Source organism: Anaerolineales bacterium, from assembly GCA_015075625.1.
Lineage (GTDB): Bacteria > Chloroflexota > Anaerolineae > Aggregatilineales > UBA2796 > UBA2796.
This window is the reverse complement of the sequence record JABTTZ010000001.1, coordinates 113746-129886: the sequence shown is the minus strand read 5'-3', so window position 1 is coordinate 129886 and position 16141 is coordinate 113746. Positions and strand designations below refer to the sequence as shown.

Below are 16141 nucleotides of genomic sequence, written 5' to 3'. Positions count from 1 at the left end.
TGCTTACCTCACCGTTTGCTGCTGGTGCTGAACGTACCAATCAATCGTGCGGCGCAGCCCATCGCGGAAGGGCGTGGTAGCCTCAAAGCCAAACCATGCTTTGGCACGGGTGGTGTCTAGTTTGCGGCGTGGCTGTCCGTTCGGTTTGCTGGTATCCCAGATTAGCTTGCCCGTGAACCCTGTCAGTTCGGCAATCACCTCGACAAGTTCCTTGATGCTGATCTCAAAGTGGCTGCCAAGATTGACCGGTTCGCTTGTTTCCAGCTTTTCTGCCCCAAGCAAAATCCCCGCAGCGGCATCTTCCACATAGAGGAACTCCCGCGTCGGTGAACCATCGCCCCAGACCTCAATTGATTCATCGCCGCGCTGCTTTGCCTCAACGCATTTTTTGATCAGGGCGGGGATCACATGGCTGCTTTCGGGGTCAAAGTTATCTTCCGGTCCGTAGAGATTGACGGGCATCAGGTAGGCGCTGTTGAAGCCGTACTGCTGGCGATAGGACTGGCTTTGCACAAGCAGCATCTTCTTTGCCAAGCCATAAGGGGCGTTCGTCTCCTCAGGATAGCCATCCCAGAGGGTTTCCTCTTTGAAGGGGATGGGGGTGAATTTGGGATACGAACAGATCGTCCCGACGACGACGAATTTTTCAATGCCCGCCCGCCATGCCTCGTGGAAAAGCTGGACACCCATCATCAGATTTTCATAGAAGAAATCCGCCGGATGAAGGCGATTCGCTCCGATCCCGCCGACCTTTGCGGCGAGGTGGATGATCACCTGCGGGCGGAGGTCGTTCAGGGCGCGGCGAACCGCGCCAATCTCGCGAAGATCGTACTCAGCACTGCGCGGGGCAAAGACAGTGGCGTTTTGGCGCTCTAAGCCCCGAACCACATTGCGCCCCAAAAAGCCTGCGCCACCGGTGACCCAGACTCGCTTGCCATTCCAAAAGGTTGTTTCATGTGTCATGCTGTGTTCCTTGCCTACACGTCATTTCAAAACCCCACCCCTTGCCCCTTCCCGTAAACGGAGAGGGGTTGTTCACCCCCTTTCCCCGCTTGCAGGGAAAGGGGGTAGGGGGATAGGGGTTTTTGAAATATGTTCTAGACTATCATGCCTTTTCAGGCAGTATCCTTTAAGGGTACACACATTTTTTAGGAGAGGCTAGGGAGCGTTGGTAAATCGCCTCCCTCGGCGGGCGCAGGTTATAGTTCCAGCGCCGATCCCCTTCATTTAATGTGCAAATCGACATCGGAAGGCGTGAAGTACAACTGGGCTTTTCCCTGACTCAGCGCCGTAAAAATATCTTGTTTGTGCAGCGTGTTGAACAACGCAATTCGGTTCGGGATGGATACTCCCTCGCCTATAGCATTTTTTAACGAGATTGACCCCTCAGTGGTTGACAGCCCCGCTTATCACGATACACTTGCCGGTGGGCAGGCGGTGGTGATCAAGGGAAAACGAACGACGCCCGTCCTTCTTGTAAGAAGGCTGGTTGCCGTCCAACCAGTGAGGGTACTGCATGCAAATAGTGTAGACAAAAATGCCCGCAGTCGTTCTACTTCCGCCTGCCCTTTCGCTAACCCGTTCAGCCGTTCGTTCTCATTTTGTATCTGCATCAGGTCGCTACGTGGCCGTTCTGCTTCAATTTGCCTTTGCAAATCCCGCAGGCGGACTTTGTTTTGACTGTCTTGCTTTTGGAGGCGCGGAGAAAGTGGACAATCAATGACATGGTATTCCTCTTTCTTCAAACAATATTAGGAATTATTATAGGCGTTATGCATTTACCCTGTTGCTGCCCGCTCAGCACACGGAAGGGGAGGGAAAACCTTCCCTATCGCTGTGGCGAGGTGCTAGTGCGTAAAGCCAGCACGCCTATGCTCACGGTGGTACAATTTGTTCTACCATCTGCAGGGGACTATTGTGCCAGATTTACGCGCCACCATTGCCGCCATGCCCAAGATCGAACTCCACCGCCATTTGGAGGGTCGATTCGTCTGACCACCCTTGCCGAGGTTGCCGAACAATACGCCCTAGATGTCCCCTCAACCGCGCCGAGTTACTGCGCCCCTATGTGCAAGTGATGCCCGGCGCGCCGAGGACTGCCGATCATTTCCTCTCCAAGTTTGCCGTTTGCGGGGTTTACTGCGCCCCAGAGGTCGTTTATCGTGCGGCGCGGGAGGCGGTGGAGGACGCCGCCGCCGATAACATTCGGTATATGGAACTGCGCTTCACCCAAAGGCATTGGGACGGGCAGGGGGTTCACCTTTCCCGATGTGGTTACGTGGGTGTGTGATGGCGTGCGCGATGGCATGGCTGGACGCAGTATTGAGGTTCGTCTGATTGTCGCCGTGAACCGCCACGAGAGCCTCAGCGACGCCGAGGGATCGATCCAAGCGGCTCTCGATCAACAGCAGCGCGGAATTGTCGCCGTCGATCTGTGCGGGCAAGAGCGCGGGTTTCCGCTGCGCCCTTTCGCAATCTGTTTCGGGAGGCACGCCGCGCCGGAATGTTTGTCTCCTTGCACGGGGGAGTGGGATGGCGCCCCACAACATTCGCTATGCGATTGAGGCGATGGGCGCACGGCGGATTGGGCATGGGGTCAGGATTTTTGAGGATGAACTGACGGTTGCTCTGGCGGCGGAAATGGGCGTTGTCTTTGAGGTCTGCCCCACCAGCAATATCCAGAGCGGCGTTGTCCCTCGCTGAAGGACCACCCCATCCAGCGCATGATGGCAGCCGGCTTGCGGGTGACGCTGAACACTGACGATCCGGCGATCTGCGATGTGACGCTTAGCGAGGAATATTATCGGACGGCGATAGCACATGGCTGGACACTAGACGTTCTTCAGAGTCTGACCCAAACGGCAGCAGAGGCGGCATTTCTTCCTGAGATGGAACGTGCCGCCCTCATTGAACGTATTCAGATAGCAAGCCAGCAGAGCGATCGTATGATAGCCGATGAAGGGGCAATCTCGCCCCGTCTGCCGATAGAGGAATACCTGAACACACAGATTAACACGCAACAGACGTGATATGATTCACCTATGATTCACTTAGGCGCTTTCCAACTCTACTTTCTCACCGATGGCACAGTTCATGTCGATGCCGGCGGTCGCTGAGCTTGTCCGCGTGCGCTTTACCGCGATTACCTTCAGCCAAACGCGGAAAACCAAATCCCATGACCCTGACCTGCCTCTTGATTCGGGCGCACGGGAAGCTAATTCTCGTGGATACGGGCTTAGGCGATAAGCTGACCGATAAAATGAAGGAGGGTGGGGCTGCTGCGCAGCGAGGACCCTTCTGGAGGGTTAGCGCGGCAAGGGGTTGCCCCTGACCAGATCGATATGGTCATTAACACGCACTTGCACGCCGATCATTGTTCGGGGAACACCCCTCTTTACCGCCAAGGGATTGGGCCGACCTTTCCCAGCGCTCACTATTACGTGCAGCGGCGAGAGTATGAGGACGCCACCCACACGAATGAACGGACGCGCAGCACCTACTACGAGCCGAATTTCCAACCGCTGCTTGACTGTGGGCAGATGACCTTATTGGATGGGGACACCGACATTTTGCGGTGTGCGCGGCGTTGTAACGCCCGGTCATACGCCCGGTCACCAATCGATCCTGCTCAGCAGCGAGGGGCAGCACGCCTTATTTCTGAGCGATTTGGCAAGTTATATGATTCACTTCGAGCGGCTTAGCTGGATGACGAGCTACGATACCGGGCCGTTGGTGACTTTAGAGACCAAGCGAAATGGCAAGCTTGGGTGCTGGAACACCGCGCCTTGCTGATCAGCCAGCACGATCAAAGGTGAAGGCTGGGTATCTCTCTCAAACAGGAGAGCGCTATCAGATCACCCCACCGTCACCGCCCATGATTAACCATCATAAACCCTAATAAACCCTGACGAACAGCGAAAAGGACGTCCCCTATTATGGCAAGAGATGACAAGCGCAGCCCAATTGACGACATACGGATGAATACTTTTCGGGCGATGCTGAGCGATGCTTTTCACCGCACCGAGTGCAATCACCATTGGCTTGACGATCATTGCTTTTTCCGGTATTCAGCTTTTTCGGGGATGGCAAACTGGTTGTGGTTGGCAATTGGGGGTGATCAGAGGTGATCTACCTTGTGGCGACGCTGACCGATCCGAAAGCACGCGAACAGGCGAACTTGCGCATCCTCAAAGAGCAGTTCGACCCCGGCGATATTCAGGATCTCTATGCCCGCCAACAGTTGGTGAAGGCGCTTGAATACAAGCGCATCATTGATGAGTTCGTTGGCAAGCAGAGCAGCGCCATGCGCGTTGCCTTGATGACACTGCCAGCCAAATCAACGACTGGATCGAGAGCATCTACCGCCTTGCCAAGAGCATCGATACCTTGGGTCGAATCCGATCATTGAGCGGGATCGCCGCCAAGTGCCAACGGAAATTCAGGCGTTGAAGCGCCGCTTGAGCCTTGAGGAAGACCCACCGTAAAGGCAGAATTGCAGCGGGCGTTGGAGATTAAGGAATCACTGGCGGGGACTTGAATCAGGTTGCCGCCCTCGTCAAGCGCATTGAAATCAAGATGGATTCGACCATTGCCCAACTGAGCGCCGTCCACGCCAAAATGCAGTTGATGGATGTGAAGGAACTCGATAGCTCTGGGGCGCGGCGCTTGCAGGATCAAATTCGCAACGAGGTTGCCTCGCTGGAAGACATGATCGCCGCCATGGACGATGTGTATTCGCACACGGGTATGGCATCAGCAACCTTCCCGCCGATTCGCGCAGCCGCTCAGACCGCCTTGCCGAACAAGCCGATCAAACTGGCGCCGAAAGCCTCGGTGGGGCAGAGGGTGCGGCAAAGCGTGGGGCAGCCAGGCAGGGGTGAGCGCCCCTGACGCCCGCCCTTTTAGCTCCTTTCAGCAACTGAGAGAGGGCATAGCCGCCCTACCGGGTGCGGGCGAATTGGGCTTTCGCCTGATTCACTCGTTGATCACCGTCACTTCACGGCGGAGAATGATCTCTGGACGCAGCCCGGCATAGGCGCGGGTGATGTTGAGCATATAGCGCCCCGTTTGCCAAAGCCCGCCCTCGCCAACGCCATCCTGTTCATTGAAGGTGGGCAGGATCGTCGCCACCCCGAACAGGCGAGCGCGTTCACCTGATCACAGGTGATCGTGTGGCTGTGGGCGGCAACAATCCCCTTGACCATCAGTCACATCAGCGCGGATCAGTGTCGGCGGAAAACGCGGGACCAATGCGGTAATCCCATGTCACATCAAGCAGCACAACACCATCACGGGCAATGAAGATCGTGCTGCCAGCATTGCTTTCCCAATCTGCCGAGCATCTTCAGGGATGGGCGTCGGGGGGTGGCATCGCCCGTCAGGGGGAACAGGGTGGGGGCCGTCACCGCTGATCCGGTGGTGCGGATGGTGATGGAAACGGTGCGCTGGCGCAGGAAGGTCATCGTCAGTTCAAAGGCAAGTACACCACAAACAAGGACGCCAATGAGCAGTCCGGCGCGTTTCATCATAGCAGGATTCATGACGGTTGGTGATCTTTCGTGCAACTTGTGATGCTGTTTACGAGAGATCGTAGCACACCGCTCAGGTTAACAGGAAGTGGACGGTGAAGATTGTCCCCGCCCCAGGGTGCTTTGGACGTGAATCGCACCTTGATGAAGTTCGACCAGCCGTTTGGTGATGCTCAAGCCTAGCCCGCCCCATCGCGTTTCCAGCCATCGGGGTGGTGCTGCCGCGAGCGATCTGCGCGGTAGAAGCGATCAAAATATGGGGGAGCGCGTCGGGGCAATGCCTTCGCCCTCGTCGCTGACTGCCACAATCATAGCGCCCTCGCCCACGCGCCCAGAAAGGGTGATCGCATCGCCCCGGGCGGGTGTGGCGCAAGGCGTTATCGATCAGGTTGCTAATGATCTGCCGCAAGCGGGAGGGTCGACATCCACCGTCGGAAGGCGTTGGGAAGGTCTAGACGCATCGTGCGCCCTTCCGATTCCGCCGCTGTTGCCCAAAATCGTGAATCGAACGGAGAAAGTCACCCAGGGGACATTCTCCCGTTGGGCGTGATTTGGTCGGCATCCATCAGGGAGAGCAAACGGAGATCGTCCACCATACGGCTCAACCAACCGACTTCCTCGCGGGAGCGGCGGCGGCTTCGGTGGGCGTTTGGTAGCCGGCTTCAATCGCCTCAATTTCTAACATCATCACCGAAAGGGGCGTGCGCAAATCGTGGGCAATATCCCCAACCATCTGCCTGTTTAACTTTTGCTGGCGGTGATCCCCTGCCATGCCGTTGAAGGCGTCCGTCAGATCGCCAAATTCGCCTCTTGCCCCGCGCTCGATAGGCGTATTCCATTCACCCGCCGCCAACCGCCGGACGCCTGCCATGAGGTGACGGGCGGGGTGCTGATCCGCCACGAGAGAATCACCCCAAACCCAAGCGCCAAAGTCCGCTGATCAGGGCTGCCGCCAGCACCCGCTGCTGATTGCCCCAATGTCTCGCGCTGCGCCTCGCTCATTGCCCCAAGCGCCATCCCCACCGCCACCCGCCCAACAAGCTGTCCACGAACATAAATGCCCGCGCCGAGGAAATTGGGGTCTTCAATGGGCGTCCAATGTAGGGAGCGGCGTTCGGTGTCGTGGCGATGATCGTCCCTGCTGTGTCTAAGATCAGAGGGCATCAGGCGAGAGCGCAAAGGGCTGCCCTATCCCCGCCGCGTCGATAGGGGAGGCTGCCCGCCGCCGCCCATTTCGCCCATACCGGAAGGGATTCATCGGTGGGTTCACCGGCAGGGCGACGCCCTCTCCGCCTGGAAGGTGTTGCCCCCATACGGTGGATTTCCACCCCTTCGCCAAAGGGTTCTGGCTTGGTGGGGCAGTCCTAATACCGCTCTCGATGACAACAATGCATTGCGGCAAGCCGGAAGTGATGATTAGGGCGAGGGATTCCTTCAGGGTATGTCCAACAGGGGCTGCCCTCCAGTTTCAGGACGGAGGCGGCGTTCGCTGACGACGACGACGCTTGTTCCTCTCCGGCAAAATGCCATTCAGTCCCGTCCATGCCCCAAAGGTTTCGTAATAGGCGCTGAGACAGGGCATGACGTTATCCATGTATTGGCGAGCATCCGCCCGCACAAGAACATCAAAGCCCCGCGCTGCCACCCTTGCGCTACGCTTCCTATCACGACAACGGGAACAATCACCAGTGGAAGGTAGCTCAGGATCACCTGCGCGCGAAGGCTTCGTAATGCCCGCCCAATCTGCGCTCCAAGGGAAGTTTCATACCGCACACTTTAGCCTAAGCCCGACGCAGCGGCATCGGGAACACGGACGATCCGCCATAGTTAGGGATTCGAGGTGGGCGCTTCCTCCGGCGAGGATTCATCCCCAAGACCACCAAACCGGTAGCCAGCGCCAAAGACCGTCTGAATATAACGGGGTTTGCCGTATCCGTTCAATTTTCCGCCGCAGGTTGCGAATGTGAACATCCACCGTCCGTTCATAACCAGCGTAATCGTAGCCAAGCGCCTCATTGATCAGGCGTTCGCGGCTGAAAGGGACGCCCAGCTGACGCATCATTGTGTAGAGCATGTCAAATTCTGTCGGGGTCAGGTTGATCACCACCCCATCGCGGTGACAGCGCGGCGCGGCGGGTCGAGCAGCAGCCCCTCATGGCTGATCGGGCGATCTTGGCGGACCAGATCGCCACTGGCACGGCGCAGCAGAGACCGGATGCGGGCGACCACCTCGCGCGGGCTGAACGGCTTCGTGATGTAATCATCTGCGCCAATTTCCAACCCGATGAGACGGTCTGTTTCCTCGGCACGGGCAGTCAGCATAAGGATGAAGGCATCGGAGCGCTGGCGGATGAAACGACAGACATCCAAACCATCCATATCGGGAGCATCAAATCGAGGGACAATGACCTCTGGCTTTTCGCTCCAGACGGTCTGCAAGCCTGTCCGTCCGTCATCCGCCCGCAGCGCCTCGAAGCCAGCATCTTCAAGAAAGCGGGCAAGCCATCCGGCTATTTTAGGTTGATCTTCAATGATCAGTACACGAGTCTTTGGCATACCAAAGTGTAGCATAGAGCCGTGAAGAACTCATGAAGGTTTGGTGTAGACGGTTTGCGGTACAATGGGTGACGATGTTTGGCGAAAACCTTCCCACGCCTTTCAACGTTTATAACCACACGCGCGGCGTCGCCAGAGGTGTTTGTTGGTCAGGACGACGCTTTCGCTCTGATTCGCGGCTATCTGGCGGGGGCAGTCCCCTGTGTGCCGCTGCTCATAGGCAGCCGAAAAATTGGCAAAACGTCCATCCTGCTGAACACCCCCGCCCACATTGAGCGGCGCTACCTCCCGCTTACCTTGATCTGGGCGATATGGCGGAGGTGTGGTTTGAGGTGAGCGATGAAGAAGCTCTGGTACAGGCACTCCATGAACGGCTGACTTATGTTGGAGCAGAGGCTGTGAGCGAGCCGCGAACAGGGTGTTTCGTCCGCCGCCCCTGCCTTCGGTGTTCCCCACCGACCCCCACCAATGGGCGGCATGGTTCGTTGAGACCTATTTCGCCCCCTTGTGACGGTGGATCGACGGCTGCGGCGGATTGTCTTTCTAATAGATCGCCTCGATCAGCGTGAGGGCGCGCCACCCGCTGCCCTCAGCATGGATGGCGGCGCTCTCTGAAGGCGCTGGAGAGGATGAGCGATTGGCTTTTGTGTTCGCCGTTGATTCCGACGCTGAGCCAGCGCTGATGGATTTCCCCTGCCGCGAGATCCACTGCTGCGCCTGCGCTTAGCGCCGCTCTCCGATGCGGCGGCAAAACGCCTGATCAGCGAGCCTGTTGCTCTCTCTATACAGTGACGGACGACGCTCTAGAGGGATCTTGAGTATGGGGACACCCTATCTGCTGACGGTCATAGGTGATCAGCTTTGGGATCATTCTTTTGCGCGCAACCACAGCGCTGATATAACCCTTGCCGATGTAGAAACAATTCTCCCTCATGCCATTTTTGTTGCGGATGATTTTCTGCGCGAGACATTGACAACGGCAATTCCCTATGGCTCACTCGCCTTGCACACGCTCAGCACGCTGATCCAAGCGAATGGCGGGCTGCCCGTCACCCTAGAGGCGATTCGCGGGTGGCTCTTTGCCCAAATGGATACCCCTCCCGATGACGCCGAGATTGCCGCCACCCTTCGTGCCTTAGAATATGGAAACATCGTCCGCACGCCAAAGCGGGGCATTACACCTTCGTTGCCGGACTCTATCATATCTGGTTTACAGCGGGGTCAGCGGGGCGCCGCCCACCACACTCCCTGCGGATCGCCCCGAACCACGCCGCTTGATCGCCCCGCTGCTGCTCATGGCGCTCATCTTGATTGGGGCGGTGTTCGTCCTCTTTCGTGTGGGGAATGAGGCGGGCATCAGCAGCGAAGCGCCAACCCTGACTCTGCCGCTTGATGTGCAAGCGACGCAGCGTATGCGGACTAACCCAAACGTTCGTCGCCCTGCCCACAGCGACGGTGACCACAGCAACCTTCACCCCACCCATACCTGCACCTTTCCCCCACCCGCACAGCAACGGCAACGCCTTCTCAAACGGCGACAGCATCCCAAACACTGACCCCAACAGCAACCTTCACCGTCAGCCAGACGGCAACGCCTAGCCCCACCTTCACGCCCAGTCTAAGCTACACACCGTCTCAAACGGCAGCGACCACCGCCAGCTAACGCCAACAGCCACCGCCACGATGAGCCTTACCCCAAATCCAACGGCAACCTTCACGCCCACTGCCACCGCAACCTTCACGCCGACTGCCACCGCCACGCCGCCGCCATCGGTGACGCCGCCACCCTTCCCCACCGGGCAAATTTTGGCGACGCAAGCGCCCTGATTCAGCCTCTCAACGGATCGTCTTGTCTGATCATCTGTGCGAATTTTGAGAGGCGCTTTTGGGGATTATTTTGGTGCGATTTCCTTCTATTTATCGCAAGATTCCTTGACTCGCCGCGCCTTTCCGTGATACAATTGTTCTGTAATCGGCACACGATAGGGAGGTTGGTGAGTGCGTTTAAAGCTGCATAGTACCCGCCTTTTGGTGAACGATGTAAGTGCTTGTACCCGCTTTTATCGGGATATTTTGGGCTTTGGCGCCCGTTTTGATGAGGAGGGCAGCGTGTACGTTGAACTTTCCGCAGGGGATACCTTCATTGCTTTGTATGATCGGCGGATGATGGCGGAGGCTGTTGGGAAGGGAGACGAACCGGAGATGAGCGCCGGAAAGGATCGCCTGCTGCTCTCTTTGAGGTGAATAATGTCGATGAGACCGTGCGCGAGTTGGAAGGCAAGGGTGTGGCAATGATCGCACCACCAACAGATCGCCCGTGTGGGCATTGCGCACCGCGCATTTTGTGACCCCGAAGGGACGCTGATCGAGATCAACCAGCCGCTTTCAACGGGCGGGTAGCGTCCGGCGAGGTCATTGTGTAGGGCGCATCTGCTGCGCCCACCCCTGTTTTCCCTCTTTACCCTTTATTGGCGCATGTGTAAAGTCCACCTTAGATTAACGGTTCAATCGTTCTACAATCTGCGGTAGGATTTCTGGTGTTGGCTTGGCTTGTTGGTATTTATTGCAGTACCCTCACTGGTTGGACTGCAACCAGCCTTCTTACAAGAAGGACGGGCGTCGTTCGTTTCCCTTGATCGCCACCGCCTGCCCATCACCAAGTATATCGTGATAAGCGGGGCTGTCAACCACTGAGGGTCAATCTCGTTGAAAAATGCTGTAGGGGTTGTGCGATTTGGTACACTAGGGAGTGGCAACACCGCCCCTCGTTTCTTGTTGAGGATAGACATCCCCATGACAATCACCATTGTTGGGTTGGGACCCGGACACCCAGATTTGCTGACCCGCCGCGCTTGGCAAACCCTCGAACCCGCCTCTGAAGTGTATCTCCGCACAGCGCAGCACCCAGGTGTAGAGGCGCTCCCAATCCGCCACCTAAAAAGTTTTGATGCGTGGTATGAAGAAGCGGCGGATTTTGACGCGCTTTACAGCCGTATTGCCGAGGAAATTATCCGTTTGGGAGGGGGGGGGAACAGCGTCGTTTACGCTGTGCCAGGGCATCCGCTGGTGGGGGAACATACCGTCACCCTCATTTTGGAACGGGCGAAGGCGGCTGATATTCCGGTGATTCTTGTCGATGGGTTGGGCTTTATCGAGCCGACACTCGCCGTACTTGGCATCGACGCCTTAGATGGACTCCAACTACACGATGCGGTAGATATTGCGCGGATGCACCACCCGCCCCTAAACCCCGATGTTCCGGCGCTGCTTGCCCAAGTGTACAGCCACACTGTCGCCTCGAATGTCAAGCTGACGTTGGCGAATCAGTACCCCGATGATCATGAGGTCGTCTTGGTGCATGGGGCGGGGACGGCGGGTGCATCGCTGGAACGCCTCCCCCTTCATGAAATCGATCACAGTGAACAGATTAATCATCTTACGTCACTCTATGTTCCCCCATTGATGGCGAAGGGCAGTTTTGAATACTTTCAAGAGATCGTCGCTCACCTTCGCGCCCCAGAAGGCTGCCCCTGGGATCAAAAGCAAACTCACGAGTCGTTACGCCCCTACCTTCTAGAAGAAACCTATGAGGTCTTAGAAGCGCTTGATCACGAGAACACAACGGAACTTGCCAAAGAATTAGGCGATCTGCTGCTCCAGATTGTTCTCCATACGCAGATTGCGACGGAAGCAGGCGAATTTCAAATGGGCGATGTTTTGGCGCACATCTCGCAGAAAATGATCCGCCGTCACCCTCATGTTTGGGGGGATGTAAAGGTACGCGATGCTGATCATGTGGTGGATAATTGGCAAGAGAACAAACGGAAAGAACGCCTCGCCAGTGGCGACCAGCCAAAATCGGCGCTAGAGGGTATCCCAGAGACACTGCCCGCCCTTGCCTACGCCGCGACAATGCATGACCGTGCCGCCCGTTTAGGCTTTGAGTGGGAAACGGTGGAGCAGGTGATCGCCAAGCTCCATGAAGAAGTGGCGGAAGTTCTCAGCGCCGATGCTGACCACCGCGCCGAAGAACTGGGCGATGTCTTCAGTGTTTTGGTCAATCTTGCCCGCTGGTGGGGGCTTGATCCCGAATCGGTGATGCGTGAGAATAACCAGAAATTTTCACGCCGGTTTCGGGGTGTAGAGGCTTTGGCAGGAGATCGCCCACTAGAGGGAATGACTCTCGCCGCGCTGGATGATTTGTGGAATGAGGTCAAGCGGCGGGAAAAAAACAGCGCAAAGGATTAGAATCCTCATGCACCCAAACTACGATAATCGACGCTTCACGGGGCGACCAGAGAATCTATCGAAAGAAAAAAAACAGGCGTGGCGCATCACCTTATCCTCTCTGCTAGTGTCGTTTGGGGTGATGTATCTCGTCTACGGGGCAATGTCCAATTTTGCCATTAGGAATGCCACCGGGATTGATTCGCTCAACCAGATAGCTACCCTTTTGCTGTGTGGCATTGTTGGAGTGATCGTTGGGTTTTTCTTGTATGGCATACAGACGGTAGGACTCCGGCAAACGCTCCGCGATATGCGCATGATTTTCACCGCACCGTTCAAAGCCGTTGGCGAGGAAGCACAAAAACGCCAAGAAGCACAAACCGAAGCACAAGCACAACGTGCCGCTGAACGAACGATGGAGCGGGCAAACTACACACCCAATGAGGGCGACCCTTCCGTCTTTGATGTGGGAATCATCCTCTGGGGCGATATTGTCCGCACCCGCGAACTCCCGCCCGATATAGATTCTTTTCGCCCCTTCATTGGGATTGTGTCCCCCGCCACACTCGTTGATCAAGAAGTCGTTTTCCTTGTGTATGACTCGGAAAATCATGTGCGGATGAAAGCCGGAGGGACGACGACCCTAAAGGAAGGGAAAAATCGGATTCGGGCGAACCAAAATCTGGCGCTTAAGAAACTTGATCCTCCGGCGCGGGGCGGGCGGTGGCATGTTGTCGCCACCCTCAACGATGTGCCAATCTCCCTTCAGCGTGTTGACCTGACCTTCACCACTGAGGAAATTGCTCGCCGCCGTTTGGGGGCGGATGGTGAGGTTGACTCCAGACTTGCCGAAATGGTTGGCGAGGCAGACGAAACCGATATTTCATTGACAGAGCTGCTTGGCGGCGAGAAGAAATAATTCTATGTAGGCTGCTAAGTACAACCACATTGCTCTATGGGGGCGTTTTCCGCCGCACTCCAAAGGGCGTGTTTGCGGGGCTTCCCCCTTACAAAATCTCAACCCTCCTCTTCTAGGGGCGAGGGGAATGAGGACAACTGTGTAGCCTTTCACTAAGTACAAACAAAAAAGCCCTTTGGGGTGGGGACGACGGAAAAGCCCATACGGATATGCCTTTTAAGCCCCGAAGGGGTGGCTGTTTTCAGCTCGCCTTTTCAATGTGGTGGTACTTAGTAGTTCGTCAAGAAAATTTCTAAAGAACCCCTATCCCCCCCCCCCCTTTCCCCGTAGACAGGGAATGGGGGAGAAATTCTGCCGGCGAGGGGGTGAGGGGGAAGCCCTCTCAAAAACGAGATACCCCCTTCTCCTTGCGGGAGAAGGGGGTTAGGGGGATGAGGACTGTCTCATTCTAAGCTTACCTGCCTGACGGTCTACTAGAGCAACACCAAAACGGGGTGATCTGATTTAGATCACCCCGTTTTGACAGGAGGGTTAGGAGAACAACGCTCTATTACTCAAGGTAATTCGCTAAAGCGAACTCCCGATCCAAGACACGAAGTTTGCTCAGGGCTTCGTGCTGAATCTGGCGGATACGCTCTCGGCTGTAGCCCATAATTTCACCGATCTGCGCCATACTGTGATTCTCCCCATCGCGGAAGCCATAGCGCAAGCGCAAAATATCGGCTTCACGAGGGGGCAGCATGTCCAAAAGCTGCGCTACCGTTTCTGTCAGAAGTTGACGGGCAGTTGCCTGTTCGGGTAGCTCGCTCTCGGTATCCTCCAGCAAGTCCTCACGGGGACGGTCTTCCTCATCGCTAACCAATTCATCAATTTGCAACGGTTCCCTAGCGGCAAGGAGTGTTGACTGCACCTGCTCAATAGAAAGTTCGGCATTGGCGGCAAGTTCTTCAAAGGAAGGTTCGCGTCCCAACTGCTGAGATAAATCCTCAAACAGACGACGCAGCCGTCCCCAACGCTGCCCCTGATTAATTGGAAGGCGGATCGTTCGCCCACCATCGCCCGCTGCTCGTGCAATCGTTTGCCGAATCCACCATGTGGCGTAGGTGCTCAGGCGTACTCCGCGTTCAGGATCAAAGCGATCCACCGCCTTCATCAGCCCCAAATTGCCCTCTTGGATCAAATCCGCCAAAGACAACCCGCGCCCCTGATAGGTTTTGGCTATGCTGACGACAAGGCGCGTGTTTGCCATAATCAATTCGTCACGGGCAAATTCCCCCGCATCACTTGCCTCTTGGTAGGCGTCATAGTCTTCCTTAGGCAGATTTCCGTTTGCCAAGTATGCTTTCGCCGCCTTCCCGCGCTGGACGGCAAGGGCGAATTGGCGTTCTTTATCAACGGTTAGCGGCGAGGAGATCGGGCGTATGTCGCGGAAATAGAACTGAACCAAGTCTGAGTCAGGGTCAATCGTTGCTGAACGTTGGGTGTGATCCTCTGTCATAGTGAATGCTTCCTCAAGCGGAAAATCATCGGGGGTATCACGCTCTTGATTGGTTAGACGCTTATCCATGATCCACTCTTACGCCCTTTGTGTTGGGATCAGATATTTATTATTTTGTCTAATATTTGCATAATATATATTATCTATTTGTAAAATGTTGCATGGTTTTTCAAGGTATGTCAAGTGTTTTCGATGAGAAGCCGATAAGCAGGCGGATCAGAGTCACCTAGAGGAAAGGAGACGTTAAGCGCTCCCCATAGGTAGGCGTAGGGGGAATACCTTGCTATGATCACCTCATGGATAGACCGTCAGGACTGCTAGAAATTATGTGATGTTTTATCTTGGCAACCCCTTCTAACCCTTCACGTACATCGAGGAGAATCGTTTATGGAGTACCGCAAACTGGGACGTACTGGATTAAAAGTGAGTGCGTTCTGTTTAGGAACAATGACCTTTCGCTGGACAAGTTCGGAGGAGGAATCCTATCGTGTCTTGGAACGGGCATGGGAGGCGGGCATCACTTTTATTGACACAGCAGACATTTACACCACATGGGCGCCGAGTGCTGGTGGTGGCGTGTCGGAGGAAATTATTGGCAAATGGCTGAAGGGCAAACCCCGTGAACAGGTTGTCCTTGCCACAAAATGTCGGGGGCGCATGTGGGAGGGCGCAAATGGCGAGGGGGCAAGCCGCCAACACATTATGTTAGCTGTCGAGGGCAGCCTGCGTCGCCTTCAGACGGATGTGATTGACCTGTATCAAATCCACTCGCCCGATTGGGATACCCCGCTGGATGAGACGATGCGGGCGCTGGACGATCTGGTGCGACAAGGGAAAGTTCGTTATATCGGGTGCAGCAACTTCCAAGCATGGTATTTGATGAAAGCGAATGCCATTGCCGAACGTAGCGGATATACCCGCTTTGACAGTGTGCAGCCGCACTTTCACCTCTTGAATCGGCGCGAGATTGAGCCGGAAACTGCCTTGCTGTGCCTTGAGGAAGGAATCGGGATGATTCCCTACAGCCCACTGGCAAGCGGCTTTCTCACCGGAAAATACAGCCGAGAGAATCCCACAACGGGCAGCCGAGGTGGTGTTCAGCGTTACTTTAACGAGGACGGGTTTAAGGTGATCGACACCCTGCGCGAGATTGGCAGCCGTCGTGGAAAGACAGTGGCACAAATGGCGCTGGCGTGGCAGTTATCGCTCCCCTTTATCACCGCCCCTATCGTGGGGGCGAATACAGTGGAGCAGTTGAACGAATCCTTAGGCGCGGTAGGAGAGCGGCTAAACGAGGAAGAAATGACTTTGCTAGATACGGTGACGGGCGTCAACCGCGATTACAAAGCGCGACGCTAAGGACAAGCCCGTTCGGATGGAGACGGACGCCCTAGAGGGCGTCCCTACGGGATG

At 56.1% G+C, this 16141-nt stretch carries 27 protein-coding genes; 16 read left to right on the top strand and 11 right to left on the bottom strand.

What is annotated here, in order from left to right; all coding sequences use genetic code 11:
- Positions 1-3: 3 nt before the first annotated feature.
- Together HS103_00605 and HS103_00600 are read right to left on the bottom strand one after the other, a co-directional pair.
- Positions 4-963, bottom strand: a complete 960-nt coding sequence (locus HS103_00605; GenBank protein MBE7511300.1) for a GDP-L-fucose synthase — start codon at positions 961-963, stop codon at positions 4-6.
- A gap of 446 nt (positions 964-1409) precedes the next feature.
- On the bottom strand, positions 1410-1613 hold the full coding sequence (locus tag HS103_00600) for a hypothetical protein (GenBank protein ID MBE7511299.1): 204 nt from the start codon (positions 1611-1613) through the stop codon (positions 1410-1412).
- Positions 1614-2077: 464 nt separating this feature from the next.
- Here HS103_00600 and HS103_00595 point away from each other — a divergent pair, with 464 nt between their 5' ends.
- The 8 genes from HS103_00595 (at position 2078) to HS103_00560 (ending at position 4890) form a co-directional block, all read left to right on the top strand.
- The gene (locus HS103_00595) at positions 2078-2290 is read left to right on the top strand and encodes a hypothetical protein (GenBank protein ID MBE7511298.1); all 213 of its coding nucleotides are present in this window, start codon (positions 2078-2080) and stop codon (positions 2288-2290) included.
- Between the two features lie 16 nt (positions 2291-2306).
- Positions 2307-2564, top strand: coding sequence for a hypothetical protein (locus HS103_00590; GenBank protein ID MBE7511297.1), 258 nt, complete (start codon positions 2307-2309; stop codon positions 2562-2564).
- Positions 2533-2703, top strand: a complete 171-nt coding sequence (locus tag HS103_00585; protein ID MBE7511296.1) for a hypothetical protein — start codon at positions 2533-2535, stop codon at positions 2701-2703. The genes HS103_00590 and HS103_00585 overlap by 32 nt, the downstream gene beginning before the upstream one ends.
- 20 nt (positions 2704-2723) lie before the next feature.
- Entirely contained in the window at positions 2724-3029 is a 306-nt protein-coding gene (locus tag HS103_00580) for a hypothetical protein (GenBank protein MBE7511295.1), read from the top strand.
- A 240-nt stretch (positions 3030-3269) separates the two neighbouring features.
- Positions 3270-3701, top strand: a complete 432-nt coding sequence (locus tag HS103_00575) for an MBL fold metallo-hydrolase (GenBank protein MBE7511294.1) — start codon at positions 3270-3272, stop codon at positions 3699-3701.
- Positions 3702-3935: 234 nt separating this feature from the next.
- The gene (locus tag HS103_00570; GenBank protein MBE7511293.1) at positions 3936-4127 is read left to right on the top strand and encodes a hypothetical protein; all 192 of its coding nucleotides are present in this window, start codon (positions 3936-3938) and stop codon (positions 4125-4127) included.
- Positions 4124-4408 (top strand): hypothetical protein, encoded by a 285-nt coding sequence (locus HS103_00565; GenBank protein ID MBE7511292.1) that lies wholly within the window; start codon positions 4124-4126, stop codon positions 4406-4408. Before HS103_00570 ends, HS103_00565 begins: the two co-directional genes overlap by 4 nt.
- 125 nt (positions 4409-4533) lie before the next feature.
- A complete protein-coding gene (locus tag HS103_00560; protein ID MBE7511291.1) occupies positions 4534-4890 on the top strand; it encodes a hypothetical protein in 357 nt (118 codons plus the stop codon).
- Between the two features lie 84 nt (positions 4891-4974).
- Here HS103_00560 and HS103_00555 read toward each other — a convergent pair whose 3' ends face one another.
- From HS103_00555 to HS103_00520, 8 genes are all read right to left on the bottom strand, one after another.
- The gene (locus HS103_00555; protein MBE7511290.1) at positions 4975-5130 is read right to left on the bottom strand and encodes a hypothetical protein; all 156 of its coding nucleotides are present in this window, start codon (positions 5128-5130) and stop codon (positions 4975-4977) included.
- A 158-nt stretch (positions 5131-5288) separates the two neighbouring features.
- Positions 5289-5540 carry a hypothetical protein gene (locus HS103_00550; GenBank protein MBE7511289.1) on the bottom strand — a complete coding sequence of 84 codons (252 nt, stop codon included), beginning with the start codon at positions 5538-5540 and terminating at the stop codon, positions 5289-5291.
- 589 nt (positions 5541-6129) lie between these two features.
- A complete protein-coding gene (locus HS103_00545) occupies positions 6130-6381 on the bottom strand; it encodes a hypothetical protein (protein ID MBE7511288.1) in 252 nt (83 codons plus the stop codon).
- On the bottom strand, positions 6318-6707 hold the full coding sequence (locus HS103_00540) for a hypothetical protein (GenBank protein ID MBE7511287.1): 390 nt from the start codon (positions 6705-6707) through the stop codon (positions 6318-6320). The genes HS103_00545 and HS103_00540 overlap by 64 nt, the downstream gene beginning before the upstream one ends.
- On the bottom strand, positions 6682-6867 hold the full coding sequence (locus HS103_00535) for a hypothetical protein (GenBank protein ID MBE7511286.1): 186 nt from the start codon (positions 6865-6867) through the stop codon (positions 6682-6684). Before HS103_00535 ends, HS103_00540 begins: the two co-directional genes overlap by 26 nt.
- 129 nt (positions 6868-6996) lie before the next feature.
- Positions 6997-7173 (bottom strand): hypothetical protein, encoded by a 177-nt coding sequence (locus HS103_00530; protein ID MBE7511285.1) that lies wholly within the window; start codon positions 7171-7173, stop codon positions 6997-6999.
- Between the two features lie 219 nt (positions 7174-7392).
- Positions 7393-7632 carry a winged helix-turn-helix transcriptional regulator gene (locus tag HS103_00525; protein MBE7511284.1) on the bottom strand — a complete coding sequence of 80 codons (240 nt, stop codon included), beginning with the start codon at positions 7630-7632 and terminating at the stop codon, positions 7393-7395.
- The gene (locus HS103_00520) at positions 7629-8084 is read right to left on the bottom strand and encodes a response regulator transcription factor (protein ID MBE7511283.1); all 456 of its coding nucleotides are present in this window, start codon (positions 8082-8084) and stop codon (positions 7629-7631) included. Before HS103_00520 ends, HS103_00525 begins: the two co-directional genes overlap by 4 nt.
- A gap of 78 nt (positions 8085-8162) precedes the next feature.
- On the opposite strand from HS103_00520, the gene HS103_00515 reads away from it, so the two are divergent.
- The 7 genes from HS103_00515 to HS103_00485 all read left to right on the top strand — a co-directional run bounded on the left by HS103_00515 (position 8163) and on the right by HS103_00485 (position 13230).
- Positions 8163-8420 carry a hypothetical protein gene (locus tag HS103_00515; protein ID MBE7511282.1) on the top strand — a complete coding sequence of 86 codons (258 nt, stop codon included), beginning with the start codon at positions 8163-8165 and terminating at the stop codon, positions 8418-8420.
- 484 nt (positions 8421-8904) lie between these two features.
- Positions 8905-9432, top strand: a complete 528-nt coding sequence (locus tag HS103_00510; GenBank protein ID MBE7511281.1) for a hypothetical protein — start codon at positions 8905-8907, stop codon at positions 9430-9432.
- On the top strand, positions 9380-9640 hold the full coding sequence (locus HS103_00505) for a hypothetical protein (GenBank protein ID MBE7511280.1): 261 nt from the start codon (positions 9380-9382) through the stop codon (positions 9638-9640). Before HS103_00510 ends, HS103_00505 begins: the two co-directional genes overlap by 53 nt.
- Positions 9641-9767: 127 nt before the next feature.
- On the top strand, positions 9768-9911 hold the full coding sequence (locus HS103_00500; GenBank protein MBE7511279.1) for a hypothetical protein: 144 nt from the start codon (positions 9768-9770) through the stop codon (positions 9909-9911).
- 171 nt (positions 9912-10082) lie between these two features.
- Positions 10083-10328 (top strand): hypothetical protein, encoded by a 246-nt coding sequence (locus HS103_00495; protein ID MBE7511278.1) that lies wholly within the window; start codon positions 10083-10085, stop codon positions 10326-10328.
- A gap of 549 nt (positions 10329-10877) precedes the next feature.
- Positions 10878-12332: a nucleoside triphosphate pyrophosphohydrolase gene (mazG, locus tag HS103_00490; GenBank protein ID MBE7511277.1), complete on the top strand. Its 1455-nt coding sequence runs from the start codon at positions 10878-10880 to the stop codon at positions 12330-12332.
- Between the two features lie 7 nt (positions 12333-12339).
- Positions 12340-13230: a hypothetical protein gene (locus tag HS103_00485; GenBank protein MBE7511276.1), complete on the top strand. Its 891-nt coding sequence runs from the start codon at positions 12340-12342 to the stop codon at positions 13228-13230.
- 550 nt (positions 13231-13780) lie between these two features.
- Here HS103_00485 and HS103_00480 read toward each other — a convergent pair.
- Positions 13781-14797, bottom strand: coding sequence for a sigma-70 family RNA polymerase sigma factor (locus tag HS103_00480; GenBank protein MBE7511275.1), 1017 nt, complete (start codon positions 14795-14797; stop codon positions 13781-13783).
- 318 nt (positions 14798-15115) lie between these two features.
- Here HS103_00480 and HS103_00475 point away from each other — a divergent pair, with 318 nt between their 5' ends.
- Positions 15116-16087: an aldo/keto reductase gene (locus tag HS103_00475; protein ID MBE7511274.1), complete on the top strand. Its 972-nt coding sequence runs from the start codon at positions 15116-15118 to the stop codon at positions 16085-16087.
- Positions 16088-16141: the final 54 nt, after the last annotated feature.